Source organism: Planomonospora alba (assembly GCF_039534085.1).
Lineage (GTDB): Bacteria > Actinomycetota > Actinomycetes > Streptosporangiales > Streptosporangiaceae > Planomonospora_B > Planomonospora_B alba.
Genome location: NZ_BAAAUT010000028.1, coordinates 47,309 through 67,141, shown reverse-complemented (window position 1 = coordinate 67,141; position 19,833 = coordinate 47,309). Strand labels below are relative to the sequence as shown.

The window sequence follows — 19,833 nt, the reverse complement described above, 5'->3', positions numbered from 1 at the left end:
ACGGTCGCCCGCCGCAGGGAGCCCTGCCGGGAGCGGGCAGGGCCGCTCTGCGGGTCGCCCGCTCGTCTCTCGGCAGGGATGCCCGGCCTGACGCCGGAGGACTGCGGTGATGCGGTTTCCACGTGCCGGTTCACCAAAAGCACCGACACGGTCGGTGTTCAACATGTGACAATCTGTGTCATGCCGTCCCCCCGACACGACTCCCTCATCCAGTTGTTCCGCGACCGCCCCCAACTGGTGGTGGAGGTCCTGCGCGACCTGCTGGGATGCGACCTGCCCGCCACGCCGCTGGTCCGGCTGGAGAACACCACCTTCAACACCCGGCCCTCCGATGACATCGAGGCCGACCTGGTCGTCGCCCTGGGACCGCCGTCCGCTCCCGCGCACGCCGTCATCGTCGAGATCCAGCAGGACCGCTCCAAGGACCCCCGGCAGCTCGCCCGCTACGCCGCCGCGCTGTGGCTGCTGCTGAAGTGCGACGTCACCGTTCTGGTCGTCTGTCCCGACGCCCGCACCGCCGGGCACTACGCGCGGCCGATCGACTCGGGCCTGACCGGTTACCGGCTGCAGGCCCAGGTGCTGGGGCCGGACGCCATCCCCGCGATCACCGATCCGCAGCAGGCCGCCGCCCGGCCCGAGTTGGCGGCCATGGCGGTCATGGTCCACGGCGGTGATCGCAAGGTCGTCGAGGCGTTCGCCGCGGCTCTGGCGGAACTGCCCGACGATCACGCTCCGAAGTACTATGAATACGCCTACAGCATGTCCGCGCCCGAGATCCGGCGCCTCCTGGAGGAGATCATGACGTCCACCACCTGGCCGGTCTACAGCCCCTTCGCGCGTGAGCACTACAGCCGCGGCCTGGAAGAAGGCCGGGCAGAGGGGAAGGCCGAAGGGAAGGCCGAGGGAAAGGCCGAAGGCAGGGCGGAGGAGGCGGCCCGGCTGGTGCTGCTGGTGCTGACCGCCCGCGGCCTGGACGTGCCGGACGAGGCCCGTGCCCGGATCACCGCGTGCACCGACCTGGCCCGGCTGGAGTCCTGGGCGGCCCGCGCGGCGACCGCCCGGACCGTGCACGACCTGTTCGACGGAGCCGACGAGGCGGACCGCTGACGAATGCCCGGTCGCCCGTAATGGGAGACACAGGCGAGTCCGCCGAAGGAGTGGCGCGGTGCCCACCGCCGACCTGAGCGCAGCCGCACCCGAGGTGCTGGACGTGCCAGACAAGCGCATCGGCGCGGCCGGCACGGCGCTCTGCATGACCGGCCTGGTGGCCGGCACCACCGTCCTGCTCCCGGCGCGCGAGCGGGTGCAGGGCGCCGAGCACCCCGGCACGCGGAGGACCCGGCGCCGGCTCGCCCGCTAGGCGGGGGAGCGGTGAGTCCCCCACCGCGGGAAACGCACGGGCTCGCGGCTCAGACGGCCTTGAGGAAGCCGCCGTCGACGGCGAACTCCGCGCCGGTCGTGCCGGCCGAGCGCGGGGAGGCCAGCAGGGCGACCATGTCGGCGATCTCCTGCGGGTCCACGAGACGGCCGATAGTCAGGTTCATCATCTCGGGCGCCACGTTCCGCAGCACGCTCTCGCGGTCCGTGCCCGCCTGCCCGGCGATGACGTCGGCCGCGCCGCCCTCCTCGGTCCACCACGCGGTGAGGACCGGGCCCGGCGAGACCGTGTTCACCCGGATGCCCTGCGGGCCGAACTCCTCCGACAGCGCCTTGGTGAGGGTGTTCATCCCGGCCTTGGCCGCGTTGTAGTCGACGTTCATCGGGGCGGGCTGACGGGCGGAGCCCGAGGAGACGTTGACGATCGCCCCGCCACCCCGCTGGAGCATCACCGGGACGGCGGCCCGGACCGCGCGGACGGCCGAGAAGAGGTTGAACTCGAACATCTCCCGCCAGTCGGCGTCGGTGGGGGCCATGAACCCGAACCGCGGCAGGGTCACCCCGGGCGGCGGGCCCCCGGCGTTGTTCACCAGGGTGTCCAGCCCGCCGAACTCCTCCACCGCGCGCTCCACGACCCGGCCGGGGGCCTCCGGGTCCATCAGGTCGACCGGGACGTGCACCAGGTTCGTTCCGGCCAGCGCGTCCAGCTCGGCGCTGCTCTTGCGGGAGGCCGCCACCACGCGGGCGCCCTCCGCGAGGAAGGTGCGCACGACGGCCAGCCCGATGCCCTTGGAGGCTCCGGTGACGACGGCGACACGGCCGGACAACTGCAGATCCATGAGAACTCCTTCGCCAGATGACACGGCCCGATCCGTGGGCCGCATCCCGAAGGTATGGCGATCACCGGCTCCGCCTCCGGCGGTGGGCGGACGCACAACTCCAGCGGATTCCGGACATGGATGGCGGCCCTCGGCCACTGCTCATCCTCCGCTTCCCCGCCTCTGGTCCTTCCCCTCCGGCCCCGCTCGACGAGAGGTTCAGCCGGTGCCGGAGCACGCATCGCAGCCGGAGAGCGGGGATGTGACCTCGCGCGGAGGCACGCCCGGAAACGGCGCGACCGGAAATGGGGATGCGGTCCCCGGGCCGAGCCGGAGAGAATCCCTCCTCGTGAACGTGGCGATCGAGGAGCCGGAGCGGCTCGGACGGACCGAACTCCCTGACGGGCGGATGCTGGGCTGGGCGGAGTGGGGACCCCAGGACGGCACACCGGTGCTGCTCTGCCCGGGAGCGGCCACGAGCCGTCGGCTGGGCTTCGGGGCGGAGACCATCAGCGATCTGGGCGTCCGCCTCATCTCGGTGGACCGGCCCGGGCTCGGTGCCTCCGACCCCATGCCGGGCCGGACGCTGAACGACTGGGCGCACGACGTCCGCCATCTCGCCGAAGCACGCGGGCTGGAAAGACCGGCGGTCGTCGGCTACTCGCAGGGGGCGCCCTTCGCCCTGGCGTGCGCGGCAGCGGGCGTCGCGAACGGTGCCGCGATCGTCTCCGGCACGGACGAGCTGGCCGCACCGGAATTCGCCGACGCCCTGATCCCCCAGGTCCGGGGGATGGTGGAGGCCGTGGTGGACGACCCCGCCGCCGCGGAGGCGTCGTTCGCCGGGTTCGGCGACCCCGAGACCATGTGGGAGATCGCCGTCGCGGGCAGCTCCGACGCCGACCGGGAGGTCTACCTCCAGCCGCCGTTCGAGCGCGCCTACCGCCGGGCGATGGCCGAGGCGTTCTCCCAGGGACCCGCCGGGTACGCCCGCGACACGGTCCTCGCCACGGGCCGCTGGCCGTTCGACCCCGCCGGCATCACCGTCCCGGTCGACCTCTGGTACGGCTCGCAGGACGCCAGCCCGGTCCACTCACCGGACTTCGGCGCCACACTCGCCGGGCGCATCCCCACCGCCCGGCACCACGTCGTACCCGACGCCGGCGCCTCCCTGCTCTGGACCCACGCCGAGCGGATCCTCCGCTCACTGCTGCACCGCACCACCGGCGGCTGAGCGCACCCTCGCCAACCGCGCACCACCGGCCCCCTTCGTCCGCCTGCCGCCCCCACCCCGGCGGAAGCGATGCCGCTTCCGCCCCCCGGCGGGACCCCGGTGAGAGGGACCGTCGTCCTCGGTGCGACATGGCGGGCTCCCCCGGTCCGACCGTGTCACCGTCCCCACCGGACACCCGGTGTCCCGGCAGGGCACCCTGCGGCGGCCGGCCGTGCGCTCCTTCCCGCCAGGATGGCCGCAAGGCGGCGGCGGGCAACCCTGAACCGGACCGGAACGGATCGCTTCAGCGGCGGCGAGACCGCTGGGCGGCCGGAAAGGAAGCGACTACGGCCCGCATGAGTACGGCCGTGCCAGGGGTGCACGGAGGCGGGCCGGTGCGCAGGCCGGCGTGAAAGGGCCCGCAACCCCGCGCGCCCGGCGGACGCCGGAGGCGAAGACCCACCAGAGAGCGACTGCGACGGCCGGCCGGAGCACCGGCCCGCCGCAGTGCCTGCGGCGACCCGCCACCGAAGTTCGCAACCCGCCACCGGGAAGAACCCGGAAGGAAGGCGGCCGGTCGCCCGCCACCCGCACCCTCCGCCCCGGGCCGGGCAAGGGACCCGTCCCGCGCGCAAGGAAGCGGCCGGTCGCCCGCCACCCGCACCCTCGGCCCCGGGCAAGGGACCCGTCCCGGGCACGAGGCGTCCCGTGCACGAGGACCCGTTCCGGGCCGTGGCCCGGCCGCGCACGAGGACCCGGCCGGGCCGCGGAGCGTCAGACGACGGGGTCGGCCTCCTTCGGGGGGATCGGGGTGCCGTTGGCGGCCGGAGTGACGCCGCCCGCGCCGGCGGGGCCGCCGGCCAGCAGGGTGCGGGCGAGGCCCAAGCCAGTGCCGCCGAGGGTCAGGGCCTTGGCGAGCATCTCCTCGATGCCCTGCGCTCCGTTCAGCACGACCATGTGGTCCACGTTGCCGAATGCCTTCGAACCGGCCTCGACGATCTTCGGCCAGTTCTCGGCGAGCTGCTGGGCGATGACCGCCTCCTGGTTCTCGGCGAGGGCCTCGGAACGGGCGCGGATCGCCTCGGCCTCGGCCAGGCCCTTCGCCCTGGCCGCCTCCGCCTCCGCGAGACCCCGGGCCTTGGCCGCCTCGGCCTCGGCCAGGCCGCGTGCCTTCGCGGCCTCCGCCTCGCCGAGACCGGTCGCCTTGGTCGCCGAGGCCGCGGCCTCACCGCGCAGCCGTACGGCCTCCGCCTCGGCCGCGGCGGTCTGCTTGACCTGGGAGGCCTGCGCGGCGGCGCGGAGCTCGGTCTCCCTGGCCTCCGCCTCGGCCTGCGCGATGCGGGCGTCGCGCTCGGCCTGGGAGAGCGTCACGGTCTCGTAGGCCTTCGCGTCGGCGGGCTTGCGGACCTGCGCCTGGAGCCGCTGCTCGGCCAGGGCGGCCTCCAGCTCGGCGGCCCGGGTCTCCTGGACCACGACCTCCTGGCGGGCCGATGCCTCCGAGAGCGGTCCGGCCTGGCGGGCCCTGGCCTGGGCCTGGTCGATCTCCGCCTGGTAGGCGGCCTGCTTGATCTGCGCGTCCCGCCAGGCGGCGGCCTTGTTGGCGGCGGCGATCTGCTCGGCCTCGGTGGCCTCCTGGTCGCGCTGGGCCTCGGCGATGCGCGCGGCGGAGGCGATCTTGGCGGCGTGCGGCTTGCCGAGGTTGGTGATGTAGCCGGTCTCGTCGTCGATCTCCTGGATCTGCAGGGAGTCGACGATCAGGCCGAGCTTGATCATCTCGTCGGCGGCCGAGGCCCGGGTCTCGCCGGTCAGCCGCTCGCGGTTGAGGATGAGGTCCTCGACGGTCAGGTTGCCGATGATCGAGCGCAGGTGGCCGGTGAACAGCTCGTGGATCGCGCCGTTCATGGAGTCCTGCTGGTCGAGGAAGCGGCGGGCGGCGTTGGCGATGGAGTGCAGGTCGTCGCCGACCTTGTAGATCACCACACCCCGCACGACGACCGGGATGCCCTGCTGCGTGACGCAGGAGACCTGGAGGTTGGCCGCGCGGCTGTCCAGGCGGAGGCGCCGTGCGGTCTGGAAACCGGGGAGCACGGCGGTGCCCTTACCCGTGACGATCTTGAATCCGAGGCTGTCGGCGAGGTCGCCGCTGCCCCGGGCGCCGAGGCCGGAGATGATCAGAGCCTCGTTGGGCTCGGCCACCCGCCAGACGGCCTTGAACAACAGGATGATGACGAGGAGGGCGACAAGGGCCGCGCCTCCGATGACGAGGTACTCCGTCGGCATCCGTGCCTCCGAGATGAGGGAGAGGGATCGGTCAGGCGAGCGCGCGGGCGACGTAGACGGTCCGCGGCGGGAAGTACTCCACGACGACGACGATCGAGCCGACGGGGATCTCCTCGTCGGGGACGGTGGGATGCGCGTAGAACGCCTCCACGCCCCCGCGGATCGACACCATGACCTCCCCGACCAGGCCCGGGCCGATCCTTCCGGTGACCCTGCCCTGCTTGCCGATCACGCGCAGCTCCCCGTCACGTCGTGGAACAGTGGTGGAACGGACCCCCGGATGCGGACGCTACTCCGTACGGCCCCGTCCGCACCACTGGCCGCGGGACGACAGGGGCGTGGCGGGCCCCGGCCGGTCTCAGGCGGGTCGCCGCAGCCGGGTGAAGGCCCAGTCCATGCGGGGTTCGACCGCCCAGCGGGTGACCCGCCGCACCGGCGGGGTGCACAGCAGCGCGGCGAGCCCGACGCCGGAGGCCGCGACGGCCGCCACCCCGGGCGGGGTCGCGGCCCAGTCGCCGTACAGGTGCTCGGCGGCCTTCACCACGAAGCCGTGCAGCAGGTAGGCGTACATGGTCGCCGCGCCCAGCCCGGAGTACCAGGTCCGCCTCGACGGCGTGACCGCCAGGAAGGCGGCGACCAGCAGCGCGCCGGCGGCCAGCATGCCCAGCCGGATGAGGCTGCCGGTGAGGTCGTCCACCCCGATCGCCTCGTTCGCGTGCCGCCAGCGGATCCACTCGGTCTTCACGTCGTCGTGCAGGACCAGGGCCAGCGCGGCCCCCGCCGCCAGCGTGACCGCCCCGGCGATCCGCGCTCCGCGCCGCCGGAGCAGGGCGAGGTGCTCGGGCCGGAGCATCAGGCCGAGCACGTAGAACGGGAGCAGGCCGAGCGTGCGGTTCATGGACAGCTCGTCGGGGAGCGCGCTGGTCCCCGAGAGCAGCGAGAGCCCCACCGCGACCACCAGCGGCCACCGGAGCTGCTGCCAGACCGGGGTGGACAGCCGCCACAGGAACAGCGACATCAGGAACCAGGTCAGGTAGTACGGGTCGAGGAGGCTGATCTCGAACTTCCCGTACAGGACCAGGCGGGGCAGGGAGTAGGCGACCTCGAACACCGCGTACGGCACGGCGAGCGCGCTGATCAGCTTGCGCGCCTTGCCGGAGGAGAAGGTGAAGTTCCGCGACAGGTAGCCGCTGAGCACGATGAACAGCGGCATGTGGAAGACGTAGACGTAGAAATAGGCCGCGTGCGCGATCCCCACGTCCCGGAGGTCCTCGATCAGGTGGCCGGAGACGACCAGTGCGATCGCCAGGAACTTGGCGTTGTCGAAGAAGGGGTCACGGCCGGTCCGCCCGGGCGGGGCCGTCCGGGCGGGGGTCCCGGCACGGGCAGAGCCCTCCTCCACCGGCCCCGCGAGCGCGCCGCCGCGCCCCTCGGCTCGCCCGCCGCGCCCGCTCACGGGCCCTCCTCCACCGGCCCCGCGAGGACACCGCCGCGTCCGCCGGCTCGCCCGCCGTACTCGTTCACAGGTCCGGGACCCTAGCGGGAGGGCGCGAAATCCCCGGCAACGGCGGATGAAAGGCCGGGGAACTCCCTCAGCCGGCAGCCCCGACAACTGTCACAGTTTTGACACTCATCTCGGTAATTGCACTAATCACCAGATCCGCACACTGCGCCGGAACCGTATCAGTGCTAGTCTCCTGTCCGATATTTCGGAGGCGTATTCATCCCCGAACCGCCGCAAGCCTCCGCACGCCGAGGTTGGGACGAGTGGGCATGGGCTCTGAAAACCGCTCGATTCGGTTCAAGCTCTTCCTGCTGCTGCTCCTGCCCCTGCTCTCCCTCAGCGCCCTGTGGGGCTTCGTGCTCAACCTGACCGTCGGCGAGGGGACCGCCCTGCTCCGGTCGAACTCCCTCTACGAGACGGTCGGCGTCGCCTCCACCGAGCTGGGACGGCAGCTCCAGGCCGAGCGGACCCGCTCCGCCGCGGCGATCAGCTCGCGGGAGCTCACCAGCGGCTTCGGCGAGCAGCGCGGCCGTACCGACCGGGCCTTCGAGGAGTTCGGCGACGCCGCCCGGACCGTCGGCTCGGACGACCCCGAGCTGCGCGCCGCCCTGGACGGCGTGCTCGACCGGCTCGACGCGCTGCCGGAGGTCCGGGCCGGGATCGACTCCGGCCGGTTCACCCGCCTGGAAGCGCTGACGCGCTACAACGACATCCTGGACGCGGTCTTCCTGCTGTACGAGCAGCTGGTCTCCGTCCCCGACCTGAAGCTGTCCCAGCAGTCCATGGCGATGCAGACGATGGGCCACTCCCGCGAGATGCTCGCCCGGGAGGACGCGCTGATCAGCGGCGCGCTGATCGACCGGCGGTTCACCCCCGAGGAGCGCACCGCCTTCGCCGAGTACGCCGCGGCCCGCCAGTTCCTGCAGGCCCGCGGCCTGTCGGGGCTCGACGCCGAGCTCAGCAGGCCGTACCGGGAGGTCTTCACCTCCACCGGCTTCGAGAGGTTCACCACGACGGAGGCGGCCATCGTGTCCGCCGACTCCGGCCTGCCCGCCGAGGCGCTGCAGTGGCAGGCGACCGTCGCTCCGCTGGCCGACCGGCTCGACCGGCTCGGCGTCTCCTCGTCCGAGACCCTGGCCGAGCGGTCCCGGTCGCTGGCCGCCGGCGTCGTCGCCCGGATCGCCCTGGCGGGCGGCGCCGGCCTGGCCGCCGTGGTCGTCTCGATCATCGTCTCGGTCCGCTTCGGCCGCCGCCTGGCGGGCGAGCTGGCCTGGCTCCGCACCGCCGCGCTCGACCTGGCGAACACCCGGCTCCCCCGCCTGGTGGCCCGGCTCCGGCGCGGCGAGGAGGTGGACGTGGCGGCCGAGGCGCCGCCGATCGAGGCCGGCGCCGCGGGCGGCTCGGCGGAGGTCCTGGACGTGGCCCAGGCGTTCGGCGCGGTGCAGCGCACCGCGGTCGAGGCCGCCGTCGGCCAGGCCAACCTGCGCCGCGGCGTCAGCCAGGTCTTCGTCAACCTGGCCCGCCGCAAGCAGGGGCTGCTCCACCGCCAGCTCGCCCTGCTCGACAGCATGCAGCGCCGGGCCACCGACCCCGACGCCCTCGACGACCTGTTCCGGCTGGACCACCTCACCACGCGCATGCGCCGCCACGCCGAGAGCCTGGTCATCCTGTCCGGCGCGGCGCCCGGCCGCGCCTGGCGCAACCCGGTGCCGGTGGTCGACGTCGTGCGGGCCGCGATCGCCGAGGTGGAGGACTACAAGCGGGTCACCGTGACGCCGCTGCCCGACGCCCTGTTCGACGGCGCCGCGGTCGCCGACATCACTCACCTGATCGCCGAGCTCATCGAGAACGCCACGCTCTACTCCCCGCCGCAGACCACGGTCACCGTCCGCGGCGACGTGGTGGCCAACGGGTTCGCCGTCGAGGTCGAGGACCGGGGCCTGGGCCTGAGCGACCTGGAGTACGACGAGATCAACGCCAGGCTCGCCGACCCGCCGGAGTTCGACCTGGCCGACAGCGACCGGCTGGGCCTGTTCGTGGTGGGCCAGCTCGCCGCCCGGCACGGCATCCAGGTCGTACTGCGCGCCTCGCCGTTCGGCGGCACCACGGCCATCGTGCTGGTCCCCCGCGCGCTGCTCGCCGAGAACCCCTCCCCGCTCTCCGTCACCGTCGAGCGGATCGCGGATCGGCCGGTCGCCGTCGAGCGCATCCCGGAGCGGCCGGACGGCTCCGCGCCGCCCGCGCCCGCCCGCCGGGGCGGCCTGCCGCGCCGTACCAGGACGGTCCCCGCCCGGCGCGTCCCGGACCAGCCCCTGGCCGCGCCGGCGCTCACCGTGGTGCCCGGCCCGCCGGGCGCGGAGGCCGCCGACTCCGGTAATCTGCCGGACCGCGAGATCACGGAGCCCGGTGCCCTGCCGGACCGCGGGACCGCGGAGCCCGGCAGCCGGCCGGACCGCGAGACCACGGGCCCCGGTGCCCTGCCCAGGCGCGTACGGCAGGCGAACCTCGCTCCTCAGCTCCGCAAGGACGCCCCGGCGACCGCGGACGCGGCTCCGGCGGACCCGCCGGGCGGCGGGCGCTCGCCGGAGGAGGCGCGGGCGCTGCTGACCGCCTTCCAGGCGGGCGTGCGGCGCGGGCGCGAGGAGCAGGACGGCCCCGTTGACTTCGCACACCAGACGACAGGCGAGAAGGAGGACAAGTGACCGGGCACAGCGAGGGCATCGGCCGGCATGACGCCGGGGTCACGCGTCCGACGGAGGAGGTCCCATGGCCGGCAAAGTGAACGGCACCGGCGAACTCAACTGGCTCCTCGATGACCTGACCAGCCGGGTCGGTGCGGTACGGCAAGCGGTGATCCTGTCCACCGACGGGCTCGCCGTGGGCTTCTCCACGGGGCTCAGCCGCGAGGACGCCGAGCACCTGTCCGCCGTCGCGGCGGGCTTCCAGAGCCTGGCACGCGGCGCCGGCCGCCACTTCGGCGGCGGGGAGGTCCGCCAGACCATCGTGGAGATGGAGTCGGCCTTCCTGTTCGTCACGGCCGCCGGGCAGGGCACCTGCCTGGCCGTGCTGAGCGACGCCGACGCCGACGTCGGCCACATCGCCTACGAGATGGCGATGCTGGTCAAGCGGGTCGGCCAGCACATCTCGGCGAACCCGCGCCAAGGCCTGTCATGACCCACTGGATGGATGAGGACGCCGGTCCCGTGGTCCGGCCCTACGCGCTCATCGGAGGCCGCACCCGGTCCTCCGGCGACGCGCTGGACCTGGTCGCGATGATCAGCGCGACCGGCGCTCACCCTTCCGGTGGATTCGTCCCCGGACCGGAGCAGGAGCGGATCCTGGCCCTGGTCACCACCCCGACCTCGGTCGCCGACATCGCCTCGGAGCTCGACCTGCCGCTCGGCGTGGTCCGGGTCCTCCTCGGCGACCTGAAAGACCACGGTCTCATCTCGATCGGACGCGCCTCGGCGAGTGAGCGCATTCTCAAGGAAGTGATCAATGGACTTCGAGCCCTCTGACGAACCGGTCGCGCTCAAGATCCTCATCGCGGGCGGCTTCGGTGTGGGCAAGACCACGCTCGTCGGCGCGATCAGCGAGATCCGCCCCCTCCGCACCGAGGAGGTGCTCTCCGACCGCGGCATCGGCATCGACGACACCGACGGCGTGGAGGGCAAGACCACCACCACGGTCGCGATGGACTTCGGCCGCATCACGATCCGGGAGGGACTGGTCGTCTACCTGTTCGGCACGCCCGGCCAGGAGCGCTTCTGGTTCATGTGGGACGAGCTGTCCTACGGTGCCCTGGGCGCGGTCGTGCTGGCCGACACGCGGCGGCTGACCGACTGCTTCCCCTCGATCGACTACTTCGAGCAGCGCGGCACGCCGTTCATCGTGGCCGTCAACTGCTTCGACGACGCCGACCGCTACGACGTCGAGGAGGTCCGCTCGGCCCTCGACCTGGACCCGGACGTGCCCGTCCTCATGTGCGACGTGCGGCGGCGCGCGTCGGCCAAGACGGTGCTGATCACACTGGTGGAGCACTCCCTGCGGGTGCTGACCGCGAGCCAGGCCTGAGCGCGGCGACGGGCCGGCCGTACCGCGTCCCCCTGCGGGGAGTGAGCCCGGTACGGCCGGCCCGTCGGCGTCCGCGGGCGGGACCCGCCGCGGACGCGGCCGCGGGACCGTTCCCGGACGCCGTCCCGGGAACGGTCCGGGGCGGCTAGAGCGCCCGGATGCCGTTGATCACTTCCAGGAGCAGGCTCTGCGCGGGCGAGGTGGCCGCGGGGATCGGCTGGCGCACCAGGATCAGCCCGTGGTCCAGCAGGTCGCCCAGGAGCACCTTGACGACGCCGAGAGGCAGCCCGGCGTCCGAGGCGACCTCCACGATGGGGCGGGCCCTGCCGACCAGGGCGAGCAGGCGCCGGTGCTCCGAGCCGAGGTTGGCGCGGGGGGTCACGGCCGCGCCCGTCGCCACCACCATCGACAGCAGCTCGAAGGACGCCGAGGAGGGCGTCGTCCGCCCGCCCGTCAGGGCGTAGGGCCGCACGACCGGCCCGGCCTCCTCGTCCACCCACTCGACGTCGCTCATTGGCCCGCCGCCCTCGGACCGGTGGCCAGGTGCTGGCCGACGCGGTTGACCAGCCGCGCCATCTCGTAGGCGATCAGGCCGACGTCGGCCGCCCCCGTCGTCATGACGCACAGGCAGCTGCCCTGGCCGGCCGAGGTGACGAACAGGAAGGCGGAGTCCATCTCGACCATCGTCTGCCGTACGGACCCTCCGCCGAACTGCAGGCTCGTCCCCTTGGCCAGGCTCTGGAACCCGGAGGCCACCGCCGCCAGGTGGTCGGCGTCCTCCTTGCTCAGGCCCCGCGACGAGGCCATCATCAGCCCGTCGTTGGACAGGATCAGCGCGTGCGAGACGTCCGCCACGCTCGTGACGAAGTCATCCAGAAGCCAATACAGCTCACCCGGCACGTGGTCAAGCCCCTTCCCCACCGTTGTCTTCGCTCTCCGACCTGCCGCGCCGCCACCCCGACTGGAGCGAGCTCAGCAACGCCCTCGCCTCCTCCGGCGATCTCTCCTCCATCCTGGAAACACTGGTCTCGTCCGGGGTGGCCGCCTCGGGCTCCCCCTGCCGCAGCTGCGGCGTCAGATTGGCCTGGCGCACCCTGCGGGGCAGCCCGCGCCGCTGCGGCGCCCTGCGCCCGTCCAGCGCCGAGTGCGCCCGCGCCGGGACAGCGGCCGCCTCCTCGCCCGCTCCGCCCTCTCCCAGGGCTCCGGCGTGCTCGGTGAGCCCGGCCGGTCCGGTGAGCACGGCGGGCTCCCCGGTCCCGGCGGACTGCGCGGGCACGGCCGTGCCCGCGGCAGCGGCCGGTCCGGCGGCCTGCGGGCCGGGCTCGCCCAGCAGGCTCTCGGGGACCAGCACGACCACCGTGGTCCCGCCGTACGGCGAGGGCCGCAGCGTCACGGCGACGCCGTACCGGGCGGCCAGCAGGCCGACCACCGAGAAGCCCAGCCGGTCGGTCTCCGCCGGGTCGAACTCCGGCGGGCTGGCCAGCCGCACGTTGATCTCGTCGCGCTTCTCCTTGGTGAGACCGAGGCCGCGGTCCTCCACCTCGACGGCGAAGCCCCGCGCCGCCTTCGCGCCCCGGACCGAGACCTCGCCGCCGGGCGGGGAGAAGGCCGTCGCGTTCTCGATGAGCTCGGCGAACAGGTGCATCATGTCCGCCACCGCACTGCCGGACAGGGTGGCGGGCGGCATGGGGTAGATCCGGACCCGGGCGTAGTCCTCGACCTGGGCGGCGGCGCCGCGCAGCACGTCCTCCATGGGGATCGCCGAGCGCCACTTGCGTCCCGCCGCCCCGCCGGACAGGATCACCAGGCCCTCGGCGTGGCGGCGCATGCGGGTGGTCAGGTGGTCGAGGGTGAAGAGCTTCTCCAGCGTCTGCGGGTCCTCGGCCTCCTTCTGCATGCCGTCGAGCAGCTTGAGCTGCCGCTGGAGCAGGCCCTGCTTGCGCCGGGCGAGGTTGCGGAAGGCGTGCGCCACGCCCTCGCGCAGCCTGGCCTGCTCCACGGCCGCGTCCAGGGCGCGGTGCTGGACGCTGTCGAAGGCCGCGGCGACGGCGCGGACCTCGGTGGTGCTGCCTCCCAGCTCCAGCGGGGGCGCCGCCTCCTCGGTGTCCACCCGCTCGCCCCGCCGCAGCTTCTCCATGACGCGGGGGAGCCGCACCTCGGCCAGCTCGGTGGCCGCCCGCCGCAGGCCGGCCAGCTCGCGGGTGAGCCCGCGGCCCACCCGGTAGGAGACGAGCACCGAGACGACGACCGCGGCCAGGCCGAGCACGCCGGCGCCGCCGGCCCGGGCGAAGATCCCCGTCGCCATCGGGATGCTCCGGTCGCCCAGGGCGGCGCTGCTCTTGTTGAGGGCGACCTGGAAGGCGGCGTCCAGCTGCTCGGTGACCGAGCGCCAGTCGACGGCGGAGACGGTGCCGCCGGACAGCAGCCGCTCCTCCATGTCGGTGAAGCGCTCGTGCAGCCGCGAGGCGGTCACCTGGTCGACGGGAGCGCGCAGCTCCTTCTCCAGCTCCGCCAGCCCGTGCTCCATCAGGAAGCCCCGCTTGGCGGAGAGCTGGCCGAACAGGACCAGCTCCGCCCCGGTCATCGGCCGGTCCTGCATGAGCACCGCGGTGCCGAGCGCCCGCTGCCGGTTGAAGAACTCCTTGGCGTAGTTGACCTGGAACAGGGCGCGTGCCCGCTCGTAGAGCTCGGGGGGGACGTCGCTGCCCATGCTGTTGTCGAGCCGGTGCGCAACGTCGGCGACCCGGCCGAACTCCGCGGAGAGCGCGACGAGCCCGATCCGGCCCCGGTCGACCTCGCCCCGCAGTTCGTCGAGCTTCTCGACGCGGGTCATCAGCTCGGCGAAGTGCCCCCTGGCCCGGTCGCTCATGAGCGACTCGGTGGCGTCCGCGACCTCCTCCCCGCGGAGCCGGTCCCGGGCCTGGTCGGCGATGACCCGCTGGGTGGCGAGTCCGCCGCGGTCGGCGCTCGAACGGGTGACGAGGTACTCGGCCGAGAGCAGGTGCTCGCGCTGGAGGGCGATGACGAGGTCGTCGACGGGTTTGCTGACGACCGCGGAGAGCCGGTCGACGTTGACGATGTCGAGGGCGTCGCTCACGGTGAAGAAGGCCCCGGCACCCCACAGGACCACGAGCGAGGCGACGGGAGCCGCCAGAAGCGCCGAGACCTTGAACCGGATGGACCTGCTGGATGCCATGTCACCTCGACGGTTCAGCCCGGGCGCTCCGGAGGGGAGGACCCCACCGGGCGATCTCTAGATCGGCGACGAGGATAGCACTCTCTGTTCCCGATATCTGTGTCCTATTTGTGATAAGTCAGGAAAGAGTCATGGAGTGTGACAAGTCAGCCCAGAACGGCGTGTGATGCGCGTGCGCTCCGAATCCATGTCAATTGGAGCAATCTGCCTGCCAGCACCGCGACCAGCGCGACCTCGGTGACCAGCAGGATCCGCTCCACCAGCCCGATCAGCACCCGGTCCCCCGGCAGCGCCACATAGGTGATCGCCAGCAGGCCGAACCCGCCGGCCAGGGCGAGCCACTCCACCGGCCCGGCGGCGGGCCGCCACCGCTCGTCCCCGGCGAGCCGCCCCGCCATCGAGATCCCCGCCACGGGCATAGCGGCGAACGCGGCGATCGAGACGTAGCGGTGGACCTGCGCCCCGAGGTCCAGGGCCAGCCCCGGCGCGGTGGTCGGCACGACCGCGATGAGCACCAGCGCCGCGCTCCAGACCAGCATCAGCCGCTCGGCCAGGCCCCCCACCGGCGCCCGCACCGCCCGCAACCCCGCGACCAGCGCGAACGACGCGATCCCCAGCGACACCATGGCGAACTCGGTCGCCCCGCCCCGGTCCAGCACGGCGTACTCGCTGACCGTCAGGTCGAGCGGGTCGAGGTAGGGGTCGGGATCGGCCTGCCCGACCACGGCCGCGACGGCCGCGATCAGGATCCCCGCACAGGCGACCAGGGGATAGAGCATCTTCAACCGGAGCATGTCACCAGACTGTCCCCCGGACCCGGCAGGGGGCATCGGGATCGGCCCCTGATCCGACCCTGACGCGCCCCTGAGAACCGGCCGGCCGCCCCCCGAGCAGGCGACCGGCCGGTCTCCGCGGTCGGCCCGCTTCCGGGCGACCCCGTTCGGGAGGCCACCGGCTCCCGGGCGACCTGCGCCGAGGTCGCGCGGGCGTCAGCCGCGCCCGCGGACCTCGGCGTAGCGGGCCCGCACCTCGGGCAGCGGGTCGGCCTCGTGGCGGGCGGCGGAGCCGGTCTCCCACGCGGGCGGCTCGTCGCCCCCGGCGAGCAGCCAGGCGGCCTGCCGCGCCGCCCCGTCGGCGACGTACTCCCCCGGCTCGGGCACGACCACCGGCCGCCCGAAGACCGCCGGGGCGATGCGCCGTACGGCCTGCGACCGGGCCCCGCCCCCGATGAGCAGCACGCGGGCCGGGTCGAGCCCGAGCGCGTCGAAGGCGTCGGCCAGGTGGCAGAGCATGCCCTCGACCGCCGCCCTGGCCAGGTGGGCCGGGGTGGAGGTCTCCAGCGTCAGCCCGTGCAGCGACCCGGTGGCGTCGGGCAGGTTCGGGGTGCGCTCCCCCTCCAGGTACGGCACGCAGACCAGCCCGCCGGCCCCCGGAGGGGCGGACAGGGCCAGCTCGCCCAGCCGGTCCAGGTCCACCCCGAGCAGCCGGGCCGCGGCGTCCAGCACCCGGGCGGCGTTCAGCGTGCACACCAGCGGCAGGAAGCGCCCGGTCGCGTCGGCGAACCCGGCCACCGCCCCGCTCGGGTCGGCGCTGGGGGCGTCCGCCACCGCGAACGCCGTCCCGGAGGTCCCGATCGAGACCACCACGTCGCCCGGGCGCGCGCCCACCCCGAGGGCGGCGGCCATGTTGTCCCCGGTCCCGGGCGCCAGCCGCAGGCCGCCCGGGACCGGGGTCCCCCATTCGGAGGAGAGGCGGGCGTGGTCGACCTCGCCCGCGCCGTCCCGGGGGCCCAGCACCTCGGGGAGCTGCGGGACGGATCCGAAGGCCGCCCGGAGCAGGTCCTCGCGGTAGGACCCGGTCGCCGGGGACCAGTAGCCGGTCCCGGAGGCGTCGCCGCGGTCGGTGACGAGCCCGGCGCCCGCCGCCGCCCCGCCGCGCAGCCGCCACGTCAGCCAGTCGTGCGGCAGGCACACCGACGCGGTACGGCGGGCGTGCTCCGGCTCGTGCTCGGCCAGCCAGCGGAGCTTGGTCACCGTGAACGAGGCGACCGGCACGCTGCCGACCGCCCCGGCCCAGGCGGCGGGGCCGCCCAGCTCGGCCACCAGGTCGGCGGCGGCCTTCGCCGAGCGGGTGTCGTTCCAGAGCAGGGCGTCGCGCACGACGGCTCCGGAGGAGTCCAGGCAGACCATGCCGTGCTGCTGGGCGGCCACGCTCACGGCCGCCACGTCGTCCAGCCCGCCGGCCGCGCGGACGGCCTCGCCGAGCGCCGCCCACCAGGCTTCGGGGTCGACCTCGGTCCCGGCGGGGTGGGCGGCCCGGCCCTCGCGGACCAGGGCGCCCGTCTCCGCGTCCCGGACGACCACCTTGCAGCTCTGGGTGGAGGAGTCCACCCCGGCCACGAGGGTCATCCGCGCACCCCGAGCAGGTGCTCCAAGGCGAGCTGGTTGAGCCGGGTGAAGTGGAAGCCGCGCTCGGCGGCGGCGTCGAGGTCGAAGTCGTCGCGGGCCAGGTCATCGAGGGTCTCGCCGGGGGCGAGCGTCGGCTGCGCCAGCTCGCCGACCCGGCTGGCGGCCAGCGCCTGCTGCACCTCGGGGTCGGCGCGGAAGGCCTTCGCCTTCTCCTTGAGGATGAGGTAGGTGCGCATGTTGGCGGCGGCCGACTCCCACACGTCGGCGGCGTCGTCGGTGCGCAGCGGCTTGTAGTCGAAGTGCCTGGGGCCGTCGTAGCCCTCGTTCTCCAGCAGGTCGACGAGGAAGAACGCGCTCTTGACGTCGCCGTGGCCGAAGATCAGGTCCTGGTCGTACTTGGGACCGTGCTGGCCGTTGAGGTCGATGTGGAAGAGCTTGCCGTGCCAGAGCGCCTGGGCGATGCCGTGCACGAAGTTCAGCCCGGCCATCTGCTCGTGGCCGACCTCGGGGTTGAGGCCCACCCGCTCGGGGTGCTCCAGCTCGTTGATGAAGGCCAGCGCGTGGCCGATGGTCGGCAGCAGGATGTCGCCGCGCGGCTCGTTCGGCTTGGGCTCCAGGGCGAACCGGATGTCGTAGCCCTTGTCGATCACGTAGGAGGTCAGCAGGTCGAGCGCCTCCTTGTAGCGGGCGAGCGCGGCCTTGACGTCCTTGGCGGCGTCGGACTCGGCGCCCTCCCGGCCGCCCCAGCAGACGTAGGTGGTGGCGCCCAGCTCGGCGGCCAGGTCGAGGTTGCGCATCACCTTGCGCAGCGCGTGGCGCCGCACGTCGCGGTCGTTGCTGGTGAAGGCGCCGTCCTTGAAGACGGGGTGGGTGAACAGGTTGGTGGTGGCCATCGGGACCTTCAGGCCGGTCTCGGCCAGCGCGCCCTTGAAGCGCTCGACCGCCTTGTCCCGGTCGGGCTCCACGGCGAGCAGGTCGTCGTCGTGGAAGGTCACGCCGTAGGCGCCGAGCTCGGCGAGCTTGTGCACGGTCTCGACGGGGTCGAGGGCGGGGCGGGTGGCGTCGCCGAACGGGTCGCGGGCCGACCATCCGACCGTCCACAGGCCGAAGGTGAAGCGGTCCTGCGGGGTGGGCGTGTAGGCGTTCATGGGCCGGTCCTCCGATTTAATCCATTTAATGGACTTAATATGCGTCCTGGAAGTGGGATCGTCAAGAGGTGGGGTGTCCATGACGCAGGCCGTACGCCATGACTCGATGCGCGCCCGCAACCTCGGCGTCGTCCTCGCCGAGGTGCGGCGGAGCGGGCCGGTCACCCGCGCCGCGCTGGCGGAGATCACCGGGCTGACCAAGACCACCGTCTCCAAGCTGGTCGCCGACCTGCTGGAGGCGGGCATGGTCGCCGAGACCGGCGCCGCCTCCCGCGGCGAGCGCGGCCGCCCGGGCACCGCACTCGCGCTGAGCGGCGAGCGGGTGGCGGCGCTCGGCCTGGAGGTCAACGTCGACTACCTGTCCGCCTGCGTCGTGGACCTCACGCTCTCAGTGCGGCTGCGCCGTACACAGGCTGTGGACAACCGTGCGGCCTCTCCTGTGGAAACCCTCGACAACGTGCGGAGACTCGCCCGCGAGGCTGTGGACGAAGCCCGCTCCCTGGGCCTGGTGATCGCCGGATCCACCCTGGCGGTCCCCGGCCCCGTGGACGACGGCCTGGTGCACAGCGCCCCCAACCTCGGCTGGCGCGACGTGCGCGTCGGCGACCTCCTCGACGACCTGCTGGCCCCGCCCGCTCCTCCCGTCCGCGGCGGTCCCTCCCCGCAGGATCCGGCCGCCACCGCCCCGCCCCCGCTGCTCACCGTGGACAACGAGGCCAACCTCGCCGCGCTCGGCGAGCTGTGGTTCGGCTCAGGCCGCCGCGACTTCCTGCACGTCTCCGGGGAGATCGGCGTCGGCGCCGGCCTGGTCGTGGACGGCGCGCTCTTCCGGGGCGCGCACGGCCTCGCCGGCGAGCTGGGCCACGTGATCGTCTCCCCGGACGGCCCGCCCTGCCGGTGCGGGGGCCGGGGCTGCCTGGAGCAGTACGCCGGGCAGGAGGCGCTGCTGCGCGCCGCCGGCGCCGGGACCGTCGAGGAACTGGTCGGCCGCCTGCGCGGCGGGGACATCGCGGCGCTGGCCGCCTGCGAGCGCGCCGGGCACGCGCTCGGCCTCGCGCTGACCTCGGCCGTCCACCTCTTCGACCCCGGCACGATCGTGCTGGGCGGCGTCTTCGCCCCGCTCTTCCCGTGGATCTCCGGCCCGGTGCGCGAGACCACCGCCGCCCGGCTCACGGCGATCCGCGACGCCGTGCCCGAGCTGGCCGTCTCCCGGCTCGGCGCCGACGCGGCGACGCTCGGCGCGGCCGGGCAGGTGATCCACCGGATCGTCGCCGACCCGGTGGCCCACCTGGCGGCCGGCGGCGCCCCCGCCCCGCGCTGACCGGCCGGACCGGGACCTCCCCTCGGCGAAGCGGCCGGGAGCGGTGTCAGCGGCCCAGCACGGCCGCGCAGATCTCGCCGAGCAGGCGGACCTGCTCGGGGGTGAGCCGGTCGAACAGGCAGCGCCGCACCGCCTCGACGTGGCCGGGCGCCGCGGCTTCGAGCACCTCGAAGCCGGCGTCGGTGAGGACCGCCCAGCTCACCCGCCGGTCCTCCGGGCAGGGCGCGCGCCGCACCCAGCCGCGCTCCTCCAGCCGCGCGACGGCGTGGGAGAGCCGGCTCTGCGAGGAACCGACCGTCGCGGCCAGCTCGCTCATCCGCATCCGGCGCCGCGGCGCCTCCGACAGGCGCACCAGCACCGCGTAGTAGGCGTGCGGCATCCCGGAGTCCCGCTGCAGCTGGCGGTCCAGCTCCTCCTGGACCGCCTGGGACGCCGCCAGGAAGGACCGCCACACCCGCTGCTCGTCGTCGCTCAGCCAGTTCGTCACGCCACCAGTT

The 19,833-nt window shown here is 73.8% G+C and carries 19 protein-coding genes; 8 read left to right on the top strand and 11 right to left on the bottom strand.

Annotation, left to right across the window (positions count from 1 at the left end):
* Positions 1 to 180: 180 nt before the first annotated feature.
* Both ABD823_RS18170 and ABD823_RS18165 read left to right on the top strand, forming a co-directional pair.
* Positions 181 to 1,107 (top strand): RpnC/YadD family protein, encoded by a 927-nt coding sequence (locus tag ABD823_RS18170; protein WP_344861066.1) that lies wholly within the window; start codon positions 181 to 183, stop codon positions 1,105 to 1,107.
* A 58-nt stretch (positions 1,108 to 1,165) separates the two neighbouring features.
* Positions 1,166 to 1,360, top strand: coding sequence for a hypothetical protein (locus tag ABD823_RS18165; RefSeq protein WP_344861065.1), 195 nt, complete (start codon positions 1,166 to 1,168; stop codon positions 1,358 to 1,360).
* 49 nt (positions 1,361 to 1,409) lie between these two features.
* Here the strand turns inward: ABD823_RS18165 and ABD823_RS18160 are convergent, their stop codons facing one another.
* Positions 1,410 to 2,216 (bottom strand): SDR family NAD(P)-dependent oxidoreductase, encoded by an 807-nt coding sequence (locus ABD823_RS18160; RefSeq protein ID WP_344861064.1) that lies wholly within the window; start codon positions 2,214 to 2,216, stop codon positions 1,410 to 1,412.
* Between the two features lie 328 nt (positions 2,217 to 2,544).
* Here ABD823_RS18160 and ABD823_RS18155 point away from each other — a divergent pair, with 328 nt between their 5' ends.
* Positions 2,545 to 3,426 (top strand): alpha/beta fold hydrolase, encoded by an 882-nt coding sequence (locus ABD823_RS18155; RefSeq protein ID WP_344861063.1) that lies wholly within the window; start codon positions 2,545 to 2,547, stop codon positions 3,424 to 3,426.
* Between the two features lie 753 nt (positions 3,427 to 4,179).
* Here ABD823_RS18155 and ABD823_RS18150 read toward each other — a convergent pair.
* From ABD823_RS18150 to ABD823_RS18140, 3 genes are all read right to left on the bottom strand, one after another.
* Positions 4,180 to 5,685 carry an SPFH domain-containing protein gene (locus ABD823_RS18150; RefSeq protein ID WP_344861062.1) on the bottom strand — a complete coding sequence of 502 codons (1,506 nt, stop codon included), beginning with the start codon at positions 5,683 to 5,685 and terminating at the stop codon, positions 4,180 to 4,182.
* A gap of 31 nt (positions 5,686 to 5,716) precedes the next feature.
* Complete coding sequence (locus ABD823_RS18145) at positions 5,717 to 5,917, bottom strand: hypothetical protein (RefSeq protein ID WP_344861060.1); 201 nt, start codon at positions 5,915 to 5,917, stop codon at positions 5,717 to 5,719.
* Between the two features lie 126 nt (positions 5,918 to 6,043).
* Positions 6,044 to 7,141, bottom strand: a complete 1,098-nt coding sequence (locus ABD823_RS18140; protein WP_344861058.1) for an acyltransferase family protein — start codon at positions 7,139 to 7,141, stop codon at positions 6,044 to 6,046.
* 317 nt (positions 7,142 to 7,458) lie between these two features.
* Here ABD823_RS18140 and ABD823_RS18135 point away from each other — a divergent pair, with 317 nt between their 5' ends.
* The 4 genes from ABD823_RS18135 to ABD823_RS18120 all read left to right on the top strand — a co-directional run bounded on the left by ABD823_RS18135 (position 7,459) and on the right by ABD823_RS18120 (position 11,263).
* Positions 7,459 to 9,891 (top strand): sensor histidine kinase, encoded by a 2,433-nt coding sequence (locus ABD823_RS18135; protein WP_344861056.1) that lies wholly within the window; start codon positions 7,459 to 7,461, stop codon positions 9,889 to 9,891.
* Positions 9,892 to 9,955: 64 nt separating this feature from the next.
* Positions 9,956 to 10,363 (top strand): roadblock/LC7 domain-containing protein, encoded by a 408-nt coding sequence (locus ABD823_RS18130; protein WP_344861053.1) that lies wholly within the window; start codon positions 9,956 to 9,958, stop codon positions 10,361 to 10,363.
* 8 nt (positions 10,364 to 10,371) lie between these two features.
* Complete coding sequence (locus ABD823_RS18125; RefSeq protein ID WP_425566623.1) at positions 10,372 to 10,707, top strand: DUF742 domain-containing protein; 336 nt, start codon at positions 10,372 to 10,374, stop codon at positions 10,705 to 10,707.
* Positions 10,688 to 11,263: a GTP-binding protein gene (locus ABD823_RS18120; protein ID WP_344861049.1), complete on the top strand. Its 576-nt coding sequence runs from the start codon at positions 10,688 to 10,690 to the stop codon at positions 11,261 to 11,263. The genes ABD823_RS18125 and ABD823_RS18120 overlap by 20 nt, the downstream gene beginning before the upstream one ends.
* A gap of 145 nt (positions 11,264 to 11,408) precedes the next feature.
* Here the strand turns inward: ABD823_RS18120 and ABD823_RS18115 are convergent, their stop codons facing one another.
* The 6 genes from ABD823_RS18115 to xylA form a co-directional block, all read right to left on the bottom strand.
* Positions 11,409 to 11,777: a DUF742 domain-containing protein gene (locus ABD823_RS18115; protein WP_344861046.1), complete on the bottom strand. Its 369-nt coding sequence runs from the start codon at positions 11,775 to 11,777 to the stop codon at positions 11,409 to 11,411.
* Complete coding sequence (locus ABD823_RS18110) at positions 11,774 to 12,184, bottom strand: roadblock/LC7 domain-containing protein (RefSeq protein ID WP_344861044.1); 411 nt, start codon at positions 12,182 to 12,184, stop codon at positions 11,774 to 11,776. The genes ABD823_RS18115 and ABD823_RS18110 overlap by 4 nt, the downstream gene beginning before the upstream one ends.
* Positions 12,168 to 14,459 (bottom strand): sensor histidine kinase, encoded by a 2,292-nt coding sequence (locus tag ABD823_RS18105; protein ID WP_344861041.1) that lies wholly within the window; start codon positions 14,457 to 14,459, stop codon positions 12,168 to 12,170. The genes ABD823_RS18110 and ABD823_RS18105 overlap by 17 nt, the downstream gene beginning before the upstream one ends.
* Before the next feature lie 146 nt (positions 14,460 to 14,605).
* On the bottom strand, positions 14,606 to 15,253 hold the full coding sequence (locus ABD823_RS18100; RefSeq protein WP_344861039.1) for a DUF998 domain-containing protein: 648 nt from the start codon (positions 15,251 to 15,253) through the stop codon (positions 14,606 to 14,608).
* A gap of 195 nt (positions 15,254 to 15,448) precedes the next feature.
* The gene (xylB, locus tag ABD823_RS18095; protein WP_344861037.1) at positions 15,449 to 16,867 is read right to left on the bottom strand and encodes a xylulokinase; all 1,419 of its coding nucleotides are present in this window, start codon (positions 16,865 to 16,867) and stop codon (positions 15,449 to 15,451) included.
* Positions 16,864 to 18,015 carry a xylose isomerase gene (gene xylA / locus ABD823_RS18090; RefSeq protein ID WP_344861035.1) on the bottom strand — a complete coding sequence of 384 codons (1,152 nt, stop codon included), beginning with the start codon at positions 18,013 to 18,015 and terminating at the stop codon, positions 16,864 to 16,866. The genes xylB and xylA overlap by 4 nt, the downstream gene beginning before the upstream one ends.
* Before the next feature lie 79 nt (positions 18,016 to 18,094).
* Here xylA and ABD823_RS18085 point away from each other — a divergent pair, with 79 nt between their 5' ends.
* Entirely contained in the window at positions 18,095 to 19,336 is a 1,242-nt protein-coding gene (locus ABD823_RS18085) for an ROK family protein (RefSeq protein ID WP_344861032.1), read from the top strand.
* Between the two features lie 46 nt (positions 19,337 to 19,382).
* Here the strand turns inward: ABD823_RS18085 and ABD823_RS18080 are convergent, their stop codons facing one another.
* Complete coding sequence (locus tag ABD823_RS18080; protein WP_344861029.1) at positions 19,383 to 19,823, bottom strand: MarR family winged helix-turn-helix transcriptional regulator; 441 nt, start codon at positions 19,821 to 19,823, stop codon at positions 19,383 to 19,385.
* Positions 19,824 to 19,833 lie beyond the last annotated feature (10 nt).